Source organism: Brevundimonas sp. UBA7838, assembly GCF_002500885.1.
GTDB classification, from domain to species: domain Bacteria; phylum Pseudomonadota; class Alphaproteobacteria; order Caulobacterales; family Caulobacteraceae; genus Brevundimonas; species Brevundimonas vesicularis_C.
Genome location: NZ_DLTK01000020.1, coordinates 1 through 10,728, shown reverse-complemented (window position 1 = coordinate 10,728; position 10,728 = coordinate 1). Strand labels below are relative to the sequence as shown.

At 67.4% G+C, this 10,728-nt stretch carries 10 protein-coding genes and 1 pseudogene; 6 read left to right on the top strand and 5 right to left on the bottom strand.

What is annotated here, in order from left to right; translation table 11 throughout:
• A pseudogene (locus B3T77_RS00995) lies at positions 1–800 on the bottom strand (sensor histidine kinase); the annotation flags it as partial.
• Positions 801–844: 44 nt separating this feature from the next.
• Between B3T77_RS00995 and B3T77_RS00990 the strand changes: the two are divergent.
• The 4 genes from B3T77_RS00990 (at position 845) to B3T77_RS00975 (ending at position 3,953) form a co-directional block, all read left to right on the top strand.
• Entirely contained in the window at positions 845–1,468 is a 624-nt protein-coding gene (locus tag B3T77_RS00990) for an SCO family protein (RefSeq protein ID WP_292076238.1), read from the top strand.
• An 80-nt stretch (positions 1,469–1,548) separates the two neighbouring features.
• Positions 1,549–2,829, top strand: a complete 1,281-nt coding sequence (locus B3T77_RS00985; RefSeq protein ID WP_292076241.1) for a polyhydroxyalkanoate depolymerase — start codon at positions 1,549–1,551, stop codon at positions 2,827–2,829.
• Positions 2,795–3,517 carry a M48 family metallopeptidase gene (locus B3T77_RS00980; RefSeq protein WP_292076236.1) on the top strand — a complete coding sequence of 241 codons (723 nt, stop codon included), beginning with the start codon at positions 2,795–2,797 and terminating at the stop codon, positions 3,515–3,517. Before B3T77_RS00985 ends, B3T77_RS00980 begins: the two co-directional genes overlap by 35 nt.
• A 58-nt stretch (positions 3,518–3,575) precedes the next feature.
• Positions 3,576–3,953: a lysozyme inhibitor LprI family protein gene (locus B3T77_RS00975; protein ID WP_292076234.1), complete on the top strand. Its 378-nt coding sequence runs from the start codon at positions 3,576–3,578 to the stop codon at positions 3,951–3,953.
• A gap of 71 nt (positions 3,954–4,024) precedes the next feature.
• Here the strand turns inward: B3T77_RS00975 and B3T77_RS00970 are convergent, their stop codons facing one another.
• The 3 genes from B3T77_RS00970 to B3T77_RS00960 form a co-directional block, all read right to left on the bottom strand.
• Positions 4,025–6,118, bottom strand: coding sequence for a transglycosylase domain-containing protein (locus B3T77_RS00970; RefSeq protein ID WP_292076231.1), 2,094 nt, complete (start codon positions 6,116–6,118; stop codon positions 4,025–4,027).
• A gap of 106 nt (positions 6,119–6,224) precedes the next feature.
• On the bottom strand, positions 6,225–6,356 hold the full coding sequence (locus B3T77_RS00965) for a hypothetical protein (RefSeq protein ID WP_292076228.1): 132 nt from the start codon (positions 6,354–6,356) through the stop codon (positions 6,225–6,227).
• 6 nt (positions 6,357–6,362) lie between these two features.
• On the bottom strand, positions 6,363–7,346 hold the full coding sequence (locus tag B3T77_RS00960) for an alpha/beta fold hydrolase (RefSeq protein WP_292076226.1): 984 nt from the start codon (positions 7,344–7,346) through the stop codon (positions 6,363–6,365).
• Positions 7,347–7,454: 108 nt separating this feature from the next.
• Here B3T77_RS00960 and B3T77_RS00955 point away from each other — a divergent pair, with 108 nt between their 5' ends.
• Positions 7,455–8,585, top strand: coding sequence for an aromatic ring-hydroxylating oxygenase subunit alpha (locus tag B3T77_RS00955; protein WP_292076223.1), 1,131 nt, complete (start codon positions 7,455–7,457; stop codon positions 8,583–8,585).
• 44 nt (positions 8,586–8,629) lie between these two features.
• Here B3T77_RS00955 and B3T77_RS00950 read toward each other — a convergent pair whose 3' ends face one another.
• Entirely contained in the window at positions 8,630–9,646 is a 1,017-nt protein-coding gene (locus B3T77_RS00950; protein ID WP_292076221.1) for an adenosine kinase, read from the bottom strand.
• A gap of 92 nt (positions 9,647–9,738) precedes the next feature.
• On the opposite strand from B3T77_RS00950, the gene B3T77_RS00945 reads away from it, so the two are divergent.
• A complete protein-coding gene (locus B3T77_RS00945) occupies positions 9,739–10,611 on the top strand; it encodes an ATP-grasp domain-containing protein (RefSeq protein ID WP_292076219.1) in 873 nt (290 codons plus the stop codon).
• Positions 10,612–10,728: the final 117 nt, after the last annotated feature.

Sequence of the window (10,728 nt, the reverse complement as noted above, 5' to 3'; positions counted from 1 at the left end):
GCATCCTCGGCCGCGTCGCTGTCGGGGGCTGAAGCGCGTTGAAGCTCCTTCGCCACCACCTGAATGGTCGCCAGCGGCGTGCCAAGCTCATGCGCCGCCGCCGCCGCCAGGCCGCCCAGCGCCGCCAGCCTCTGTTCGCGTTGCAGCACGTCCTGGGTGGTCGCCAGGGCCAGTTCCAGCTTTTCCGCATCGGCCGCCACCCGCCAGGCGTAGCCGGCGGTGAAGACCACGCCGGTCACCAAAGCCATGGCCATGCCGAGACGATACAGCGTCGGCAGGTGGAAGTTCTCGTGCGGCCGCCACGGCAATGGTTCGGACCAGAAGAACAGCACCCCGACCGCGATCAGGGCCAGCACGCCCAGCATCAGGGCCTGACGCGCCGGCAGGGCCGCCGCCGCGATGGTGACGGGCGCCACCAGCAGCAGACAGAACGGGTTCTCCAGCCCGCCGGTCAGGGCCAGCAGCACGCCCAACTGGAAGATGTCGAAGCCCAGATGGATCGCGGTCGTGCGCCCATCGGGTAGGCTGGCCTCCAGCCGGCGCACCCGCGCCACAGCCCCCACGTTCACCGCCGCGCTGATGGCGATCACAATCAGGCAGGGCCAGAGCGGCAGGGGGAAATGCAGCCCCTGATGCGCCGTCAGGATCGCGGCGCTCTGGCCGATGATGGTCAGCCAGCGCAGAACGATCAGGGTCCGCAGCGAAAACCCCCGTCCACGACGCGGCGCATCGCTCCAGCCGTTCAACGGCTCCGAAGAGGATGCGCCGTGCGGCGCCATGCGGGCTTCTGTCGAGGTCACACGCCTTCTATAGACCGATCACATCCGTTTCGTGAGAGGCCGTCATGCCGCGTCGTTCCATCCTGCTGTTCGCGGGCGCCTGCATCGCCATCGCCGTGGCGCTGGCCATCATCACCGTCGTGGTGGTCAGCGGTCGTGCGCCCACGTCGGACGGCGCCGAGGTGACGTCAACCGGCCAGCCCCTGGTCGGCGGCGACTTCAAACTGGTCAATCAGGATGGACAACCCGTCGATCAGACGATGCTGGACGGCAAATGGAGCCTGGTCTTCTTCGGCTTCACCTACTGCCCCGAGTTCTGCCCGACCACCCTGGCCGAGCTGGGCGCGGTGCAACAGCGGCTCGGCGACAAGGCGGAGGATCTGCAGATCGTCTTCGTCAGCATCGACCCCGAACGCGACACGCCCCAGGCGCTGAAGGACTATCTGTCATCCGACGGCTTTCCCAAGGGGACCATCGGCCTGACGGGCACGCCCGAACAGGTGGCGACCGCCGCCAAGGCCTACCGCGCCTTCTATCAGAAGGTCGGCGAGGGCGAGGGCTATACGATGAACCACTCCCTGACCGTCTATCTGATGGGCCCGGACGGAAAGTTCCGCACCGCCGTCGCCTATGGAATGGGGCCGGACAAGACGACCAGGATCATCGAACAGGCGATGGCGCGGGGTTAGCGGCGACCCCATAATCCTTTTGCAGGGTGATGCATTATATGTTGCCCTGCACAAACGGCGCTCGGCCGTATCGGATCGTCATGCTCTACGCCTTTCATGAACTCGCCTACCAGTCGGCCCTGCCGTTCCGGGTCGGCGCGCAACTGGCCCGCAGCTTCTGGACCTCGCCGTTCAACCCGGCGGCCGACACCGCCATCGGCCGCACGGCCTACGCCTCGGCCGAACTGTTCGAGAGCGTGACGCGGCGCTACGGCAAGCCGGCCTGGAAGCTGGAAACCATCGACATCGGCGGCAAGCCGGTGCGCACCACCGAACAGGTGATCTGGCAGAACCCGTGGTGCCGCCTGATACGCTTCGCCCGCAACATCGGCGATCTGAAGCGCGCCAAGAAGCCCGCCTCCGGCCCGGCCGTCCTGATCGTGGCCCCGCTGTCGGGCCACTACGCCACCCTGCTGCGCGGCACGGTCGAGGCCTTCCTTCAGGACCACGACGTCTATGTCACCGACTGGGTCAACGCCCGCCAGGTGCCGATGCTGGAAGGGCGATTCGACTTCTTCGACTACATCGACCACGTCCGGCTGATGCTGGCCGAGGTCGGCGGCCGCGCCCACGTCGTCGGCGTGTGCCAGCCCGGCCCGCCGGTGCTGGCCGCCGGCGCGGTGATGGCCGAGGACGAGGACGAAAACCGTCCCCTGTCGATGACCTTCATGGGGTCGCCCATCGACGCGCGCCTGTCGCCGACCGTCACCAACCAGCTGGCCGAGGAAAAGCCCTTCACCTGGTTCAAGTCGAACATGATCCACACGGTGCCCCTGCCCTATGCGGGCTTCGGGCGGCGCGTCTATCCGGGCTTCGTCCAGCTCTACAGCTTCATGTCGATGAACGAGGATCGCCACCGCGACGCCCACTGGAACTATTTCACCAGCCTGATCGCCGGCGACGGCGACGAGGTCGAGAAGCACGAGGAATTCTACGACGAATACCTGTCGGTGCTGGACCTGACCGAAGAGTTCTATCTCCAGACCATCGACATCGTCTTCCAGCAGCATCTCTTGGCGCGAGGCCTGTTGGAGCATCGCGGGCGCAAGGTCGATCTGTCCAGGATCACCGACATCGGCCTGATGACCGTCGAGGGCGAGAAGGACGACATCTCCGGCGTCGGCCAGACCCAGGCCGCGCACGGCCTGTGCCCCAATATCCCCGAGGATCGCCGCGTCCTCTACGTCCAGCCGGGCGTGGGCCATTACGGCGTGTTCAACGGCCGGCGCTTCCGTGACGAGATCTATCCCCGCGTGCGCGATTTCATCGCCCAGAACGAGGCCGCCGGTGGCGTATCGCAACGGTCAGCGGCTGCCGCTTGACGAAAGCGGGGCCGGCGCCGGTCCCGTCCTCAGACTGTCGGTCAATCCGCGTGCCCGCCGTCTGTCGGTGCGGATCGACGCGCGCGCCGGCGAGGCCGTGGTCATCGCCCCGACCGAGCGCGGGCTGAGCCAGGCCGTCGCCTTCACCCGATCCAAGGCCGTCTGGATCAGCGAACGCCTGGCCGTGCGCCCCAAAAGCCGCCCGCTGGAACCGGGCCAGGTGATCTCCCTGCGTGGCAGGCCCGTGCGGCTTGAGGCCGTGCCCGGCGCGGGCGCCGCGCGCCTGGTCGAGGACGGGACGATCATTCGCTCGGGCGGCGAAGGCGAGGCCTACGCCCGCCGGATCGAAAACCTGTTGAAGCGCGAGGCGCGCGATACGCTTCTGGAACGCACCGACCACCATCTGCGCGCTCTTGGCCAGGGCCCGGTGAAGATGGGCATCGCCGATCCCCGGTCGCGCTGGGGCTCGTGCAGCCCGCACAACCGCACCATCCGCTATTCCTGGCGCGTCATCATGGCCCCGCCCCCGGTCATCGACTACCTCGCCGCCCACGAGGTCGCCCACCTGGTCCACGCCGACCACAGCCCAGCCTATTGGTCCGTGGTCGAACGGCTGGTCGGGGATCACAAGCCCTGGCGCAAATGGCTGAAGGATTACGGCGGGGCGCTGCACGCCGTGGGACGCTAGGCGGAAACCCTGGCGGCCGGGCGCGTTTCAGCATGGCTAGTCCACTCAGGAACGCCCCATGAAAACGATGATCACCCTATCGATCGCGCTCGGCCTCGCCGTCACCGCCGCCTCGTCCGCCAGCGCCCAATCGCAGACCACGATGAACGCCAACGCCGCTCAGGAACTGCAGCGCGCCGATCGGGCGCTGAACAGCCAGTACACGACGACGATGGGACGCCTGTCGCCCGCCAGCCGCACCCTGCTGCGCACCGCCCAACGCACCTGGATCAGCTTCCGCGATCAGCAATGCCGGTTCGAGGCGTCCGGCGTTCAGGGCGGTTCCGCCTATCCGATGGTGCACTCGACCTGCCTCGCGCGTCTGACGACAGAGCGGACACGCCAGTTGCGGACCCTCAGCCAATGTCAGGAAGGCGACCTGTCCTGCCCCCGCTGACCCAGGCCTGAAATACAAAGGGAGGCGACCGCCGGGTCGCCTCCCCTTTTTTCGCGCTGTTAGCGTCGCGATCAGAAGAACAGGGCGTCGCCCTTTCGCTCCGGCGCCGGGCGGCCCTCGGGCTGCTGCGGGTTCGGCGCATCGCGATAGCCGCCCTTGGGAGACGCGGGACTGGACGGCTGCGGCGACGACTGCTGTATCGGCGCCTGGTCGTCCGGGACATAGGGCTCGCCGGCCAGGGGATCGACGGGTTCGATGGCCAGGCCGTTCTGATCCAGGCCGCTCATCAGGTCACCGACCGGATCGGGCGCGACCCAGCCTTCGGGCATGGGCGGGCCGTTAGGGATAGCGGGGGCGTCCAGGCGCGGCAAGGCCGCCTCCATGAAGCCCTTCCAGATGGCGGCGGGCGACGAGCCGCCGGTCACGCCGCGCATGGCGGTGTTGTCGTCCTTGCCCACCCAGACGGCGGTGACGAAGCCGCCGGTATAGCCCACGAACCAGGCGTCCTTGTAATCCGAGGTCGTGCCGGTCTTGCCCGCCAGGTCGCGGCCCGAGATCGCCGCCGACCGGCCCGAGCCGCTGGTCACCACGCCCCGCAGCATCTGGTTCATGTAGTACAGCGACGGATTGTTGATCGCCTGGCCGCTCTGGCCCGACTGGCGTTGATAGATGACGCGGCCCTGGGGCGTGCGGATGCGGCTGATACCATAGGCGTCGACCCGGCGCCCGCCATTGGCGAAGGCGTCATAGGCGGTGGCCATCTCGATCGGCGAGACCTCGACCGCGCCCAGCGCCATCGCTGGCTCCAGACCGATGCGGCTTTCGATGCCCAGGCGTCTGGCGGCGCGGGCCACGCTGTCGCGCCCGACCTGATCGGCGACATAGGCCGCGACCGTATTGGTCGACTGGGCCACGGCCTGCGCCAGGGTCATGTTTCCGCTGAAGGTCCCGGAATAGTTGCGGGGCGACCAGTTGCCGATGGTGATCGGCTGATCGACCACCGGGGTCTGGGGCGTATAGCCGGCCTCGACCGCCGCCAGATAGACGAAGGGTTTGAAGGCCGAACCCGCCTGGCGCTTGGCGTCGACGGCGCGGTTGAACTGACTGTCGGCATAGGAGGAGCCGCCGATCATGGCGCGCACCCGGCCGTCGCCGTCCAGCGCGACCAGGGCCGCCTGCTGCACGCCCTTGCCGGCGTCACGATCCAAAATGCGGCGCACCGACCGCTCGGCCGCCGTCTGCAGCGTCAGGTCCAGGGTCGTCTCGACCACCATGTCCTCGGTCGGTTCGCCGACCAGGCTGCGGATCGACTTGTCCAGCCAGTCGATGAAATACTGGGCGTGCTGGGTCGCGAGCGTCCGCGAGACGATGACCGGCTGGGTCACGGCCTGTTCCCGCTGGGCCGCGGTGATGACGCCGGCCTCTTCCATCTCGTTCAGCACGACGGTGGCGCGGGCGGCGGCGCGCTCGCTCTCGGACACCGGCGAATAGCGCGAGGGCGCCTTCAGCAGGCCGGCCAGCAGCGCGGCCTCTCCGACCGTCAGATTCTTGGCCGACTTGTCGAAATAGCGCTGCGACGCCGCCTCGATCCCATAGGCGCCGGCGCCGAAATAGACCCGGTTCAGATACAGGGCCAGGATCTCCTTCTTGGAGAATTTCATCTCCAGCCAGACGGCCAGCATCAGCTCCTGCACCTTGCGGCGCATGTTCTGGTCGGGCGTCAGGAACAGGTTCTTGGCCAGTTGCTGCGTCAGGGTCGAACCGCCCTGCACCACCCGCCCGGCGCGGACGTTGGTCGCCATCGCCCGCATCATGCCGATGGGGTCGAAGCCGGGGTGGTGATAGAAGCGCCGGTCCTCGATCGCGATGAAGGCGGCCGGCACATAGTCCGGCAGGGCGTCTAGATCGACGGGCGGCGCCATCTGGGTACCCCGCGTCGCGATCAGCGCCCCATTGCGATCCAGATAGGTGATCGAGGGCTGACGATCGACCTGATACAGGCTGGAGGTGTCCGGCAGGCCGCGCGCGAAGACGGCGAAGAAGACGACCAGGAAGATCAGCCCCCAGACCGCCAGCACGGCGCTCCAATAGAACAACCGTCCCAGGGCCGACCGGCGGGGCTTGCCCTGCGCCTGTGGTCCGCCCGCATTCACCGGTCCCGCCATGTCCGTCCTTCAGATGCCGCCTTGGGCGAGTTCTCGTTCATCGGCTGTGTATCGCGTATGAACGCCCACCGAAACGGTCCCGCCGACTTCACGGGATCGTGAGCGGCTATTTCGCCGAAAGAAAGGCGCGCTGGGCCAGCCAGATGTGGGTTTCCGCCCCATCGTATTCGACGGTCATGCCCACGCCGGCCTTATCCCGATAAAGGCCGACGATCCGTTTCGCGGAAGGATGGGTCACCGCGCGCTATTTCGCTAGGAAGGCGTCCAGGTCGGCGTAGAAGGCCTGGGGCTGGTCGAACATGATGAAGTGGGCGCTGTCGTCGATCCGCTTCAGCTGGGCGTCCTTCAGATTGGCGAACGACATCCGATAGATGCTGTCGGTGACTTGGGGCGTCATGCGCGGATCTTTGAACTTGGCGTACACCACCTCGGTCGGGACGGTGATCCTGGACAGTTCGGGACGCAGGTCCGTCGTGATCAGCTCGCGGAAGGCGGCGGCCGAGACCTTCTGGTCGCTATCGCGCATGTCTTCCAATGCTTCGGCGCGGCGGCTTTCGGTGTTGATCATGCCGTTGATGCTGGCGGTCGCCTGGGCGACATAGGCCTCGCGCGGGCTGTTGGCTTGGGCGGCCCAGATCTGGTCCGCAACCGGGGTCACGCTTTCGGCCGAGGCGCCCGGCGCGGCGAACATCGCGCCCATGAAGGGGATCATGTCCACGACCATCAGCTTGCCGACCGCATCGGGATGGCGCGCGGCCAGCATCATGCCGATGGTCCCGCCCATCGAATGGCCGACGACGACCGGCTTGGTCAGGCCCTTGTCGCGGATGTAGCGGGCGATCTCTTCCGCCACCGGCGCGGCGACCGGCGAAGGGGTTGCGCCCTGCGCATTGCCCTCGGCCGGCGCCCCGGCGAAGCCCTGCACATGAATGCGGTGCACGCGCCAACCCACGCCGTCCTGCGCCGTCAGATGATCCACCGTCCCCTGCCAGACCTCGGGCGACGAGCTGAGACCGGGGATCAGGATGATGTCGCGTCCATCCATGTCGCCATCGACGCGGACATGGATGCGGTCAGACTGGAAATCGGCATGCTGGTGGCCGTGGGCGTGACCCGCCTCCGCGTGGGCGCCATGCCCGTCCTGCGCCAGGGCGGCGGGTGCGACACACAGCAGGGCGGCGGCCGCTGCGGCGCCGACGGTGCGGTTCAGAATGGATACGATGGTCATGATCAAACTCCCCTTTGACGCCCGCTTATGACGCACCAACTTTGATATGTAAAGTTCTCTGTCAGGTGACATGAGACAGGCGCCGCGCGGCTCTGTTAGACAGTCGGTATGAAGCTCGCCGACGCCGCTCCCGTCCAGTCCCCGCAGGTCGAACCCGCCCCTTCAAAAGCCGGCGCGCAGCCGTTCGGCAAGGGGTTCGTCACAGACGCTTGGTATTTCGTCGCCCTGGGCCGCGACGTCGCTCCGGCCAGCCTGAAACGCTACGAGATCATGGGCGAGCCGGTGCTGATCGGCCGCACCCGCGCCGGCCAGGTCTATGCGATGCGCGACATCTGTCCCCACCGCGCCGCGCCCCTGTCGGCCGGCAAGCTGGTGGAGAAGCCCGGAGAGGGCGAGACGGTCGAATGCCCCTATCACGGCTGGCGCTTCCGCCCCGACGGCGTCTGCGCCGCCATTCCGTCCCTGGTCGAGGATCAGGCGTTCGAGGCGAACCGCATCCGCGTACGGTCCTATCCGGTGCGCGAAAGCCAGGGCCTCGTCTTTGTCTGGATGGCGTCGGACACCCGCAATCCAATGGAGCCGGACCATGAGCCGCCGGTCTTCCCCGGCGTGGTCGGCGGCGAGGCCAAGCTGGTCGAGGCGATGGATTTCGACAGCCATATCGACCACGCGGTCGTCGGCCTGATGGACCCCGCCCACGGCCCCTACGTCCACCAGCAATGGTGGTGGCGGTCCGAGCATTCGATGCACGAAAAGTCCAAGGCCTTCGCCCCGACCGAATTCGGCTGGGCCATGGTGCGCCATGCGCCTTCGTCGAACAGCCGTCTCTACAAGATCTTGGGCGGGGCGCCCGCGACCGAGATCACCTTCCGCCTGCCGGGCTTCCGCTGGGAGCATATTCAGGTCGGCGAGAAACAGGTCCTGGCCCTGACCTGCCTGACGCCGATCACCGACACGAAGACGCGGATCACCCAAATCTTCTGGTCCGACCACTGGGTGTTCGGCCTGGCCAAACCCTTCCTGCGGATGGGGGTCGTCGCCTTCCTGAAACAGGACGGCGGCATGGTGAACCTGCAGAATGAGGGCCTGCGCTACGACCCCGTCCTGATCTGGATCGACGACGCCGACAAACAGGCCAAATGGTATCAGCAGCTGAAGCGTGAATGGGCCAGGAGCCGCGCCGAGGCGCGCCCGTTCGTGAACCCGATCCAGCCCACGACGCTGAGGTGGAAGAGCTGAAGACGAACGTATCCTCCCCACTGTGTGGGGGGAGACACTTGGTCTTAAAGCTTCAGCCCGTTCTCTTTGGCCAGATCGACCAGCTTCACCATCGGGCGGGGGCCCCAGTGGGCGATGACTTCGGACGCGGCCAGGGAGCCCAGCTTGCCGGCCTCTTCCAGCGTCAGGCCGCGCGCGAGGCCCAGCAGGAAGCCGGCGGCGTACTGGTCGCCGGCGCCGGTGGTGTCGATCACCTTGTCGACCGGATAGGCGGCGACGACGACGCGCTCGTCGCTCTTGATCACGACCGAGCCGTGCTCGCCGCGCGTGACGGCGGCGATCTCGACGATGGCGGCCAGTTTCGCGGCGGCGGCATCGAAGTCTTCGGTCTCGAACAGGGCGCCCAGTTCGGCTTCGTTGGCCAGGACGATGTCGGCGGATTGGGTGATGAAGTCCAACAGCTCGGCGCGCCAGCGCGCGACGACGAAGGTGTCCGACAGGGTGATGGCGACCTTGCGGCCGGCCTTGTGCGCGGCGGCGGCGGCGCGTTCGAAGGCGGCGCGTGCGGGCGCGGGGTCGAACAGATAGCCTTCCAGATAGACGATCTCGCTGGCGCCGATCAGAGCCTCGTCGATGTCGTCGGCATACAGCTGGTTTGCGGCGCCCAGGAAGGTCGCCATGGTGCGCGCTCCGTCCGACAGGACGTTGATCAGGCAACGGCCGGTGCCGAAGCCCTGATCCGCCCCGCCCGTCAGGACAGGGGTGTCGAAGTGAACGCCCGCCGCGCGGATGTCGTGAGTGAAGACCTGGCCCAGCGTATCGTCGGCGACCTTGCCGATATAGGCCGCGCGACCGCCGAACGAGCCGACGCCCGCCACGGTATTGCCGGCCGACCCGCCCGAAGCCTCCACGCCCGGCGCCATGGCGTCATACAGGGCGGCGCTGCGTTCGGCGTCGACCAGCTGCATGGAGTTGGGCGCCAGGTCCTGGGCCGTCAGGAAGGCGGCGTCGCAGGGGCTGAGGACGTCGACGATGGCGTTGCCGACGGCGCAGACGTCATATTGGGCGGTGTTCTGGGTCATGGTCGCGCCTTAGCCGGTCAACGCCCGCACGTCACCCGAAATCACATAAGGAAGCCCTTATATGCTTTGCGTCGCTTCGCTATGAGGACTGCATGACCCATATCGCCGTCCTGACCCCCGATCCCGCCGACAAGACCTATGTCGGGCGCTGGCCAGAGGTGCTGGACCGGTTGAAGGCGACGTTAGAGAGCACGGGCGCGACGGTCACGGCCACGCCCTGGAGCGATCATGTCGAGGACGCGTCGGGCCTTGGGGTCTATGACCTGATCCTGCCGGTCATCGCCTGGGGCTATCACCGCGATCATGGGCGCTGGCTGAAGGCCTGCGCGACGTGGCGCGAGGCCGGTCTGGCGGTCGCCAATCCCGCCGAGGTGCTGCGCTGGAACTCCGACAAGGCCTATCTGGCGCGGCTGGCGGACAAGGGCGTGCCGATCCCGCAGACGCGCTGGACCGACCGCGTGACCCAGGATCAGGTGGACGCCGCCTTCGCCGAGACAGGCGCGCCGGTGCTGATCGTCAAACCGACGGTGTCGGCCGGGGCGTTTCGCACCCTGCGCCTGACGCCAGGCGAGGTGTTGAGCGATGCGCCCGAGGGCGCGGCGATGATCCAGCCCTATCTGAAATCGATCGAAACCGAGGGCGAGACCTCGCTGCTGTTCTTCGGCGACCGGTTCAGCCATGCGGTCAACAAACGGCCGGCAGCCGGCGACTTTCGCATCCAGGTCCAGTTCAGCGGCCTGTACAGGGCCGTGACGCCGGACGCGGCGGCGATGGCCTTGGCCGAGCAGGTGCTGGCCGCCATCGACGAACCGCTGCTTTATGCCCGCATCGACATGGCCCGCGACGACGCCGGTCGATGGGTGCTGATGGAGGCCGAACTGATCGAGCCGGACTTCTATCTGGATCACGACCCCGCGAACGGCGCCGGCTTCGCCGAGGCCGTCAAGGCGCGGCTGGAGGCCTAGGCCGTCTGGCGCTTAATCGCGCCCGAACAGGCCTGGCCTTAGAACTCTTCCCAGTCCGATTGAACGGCGGCCACAGCGGCCCTCCCGCCGCCGCCGGCCGCCATGCGGGCGCGCGCA

What these genes read in the sequence shown, in the direction of transcription:
- B3T77_RS00990 (WP_292076238.1), top strand. Translation starts at nt 845, where the DNA reads ATGCCGCGTCGTTCCATCCTGCTGTTCGCGGGCGCCTGCATCGCCATC.
- B3T77_RS00985 (WP_292076241.1), top strand. Translation starts at nt 1,549, where the DNA reads ATGCTCTACGCCTTTCATGAACTCGCCTACCAGTCGGCCCTGCCGTTC.
- B3T77_RS00975 (WP_292076234.1), top strand. Translation starts at nt 3,576, where the DNA reads ATGAAAACGATGATCACCCTATCGATCGCGCTCGGCCTCGCCGTCACC.
- B3T77_RS00970 (WP_292076231.1), bottom strand. Translation starts at nt 6,118, where the DNA reads ATGGCGGGACCGGTGAATGCGGGCGGACCACAGGCGCAGGGCAAGCCC.
- B3T77_RS00960 (WP_292076226.1), bottom strand. Translation starts at nt 7,346, where the DNA reads ATGACCATCGTATCCATTCTGAACCGCACCGTCGGCGCCGCAGCGGCC.
- B3T77_RS00955 (WP_292076223.1), top strand. Translation starts at nt 7,455, where the DNA reads ATGAAGCTCGCCGACGCCGCTCCCGTCCAGTCCCCGCAGGTCGAACCC.
- B3T77_RS00950 (WP_292076221.1), bottom strand. Translation starts at nt 9,646, where the DNA reads ATGACCCAGAACACCGCCCAATATGACGTCTGCGCCGTCGGCAACGCC.
- B3T77_RS00945 (WP_292076219.1), top strand. Translation starts at nt 9,739, where the DNA reads ATGACCCATATCGCCGTCCTGACCCCCGATCCCGCCGACAAGACCTAT.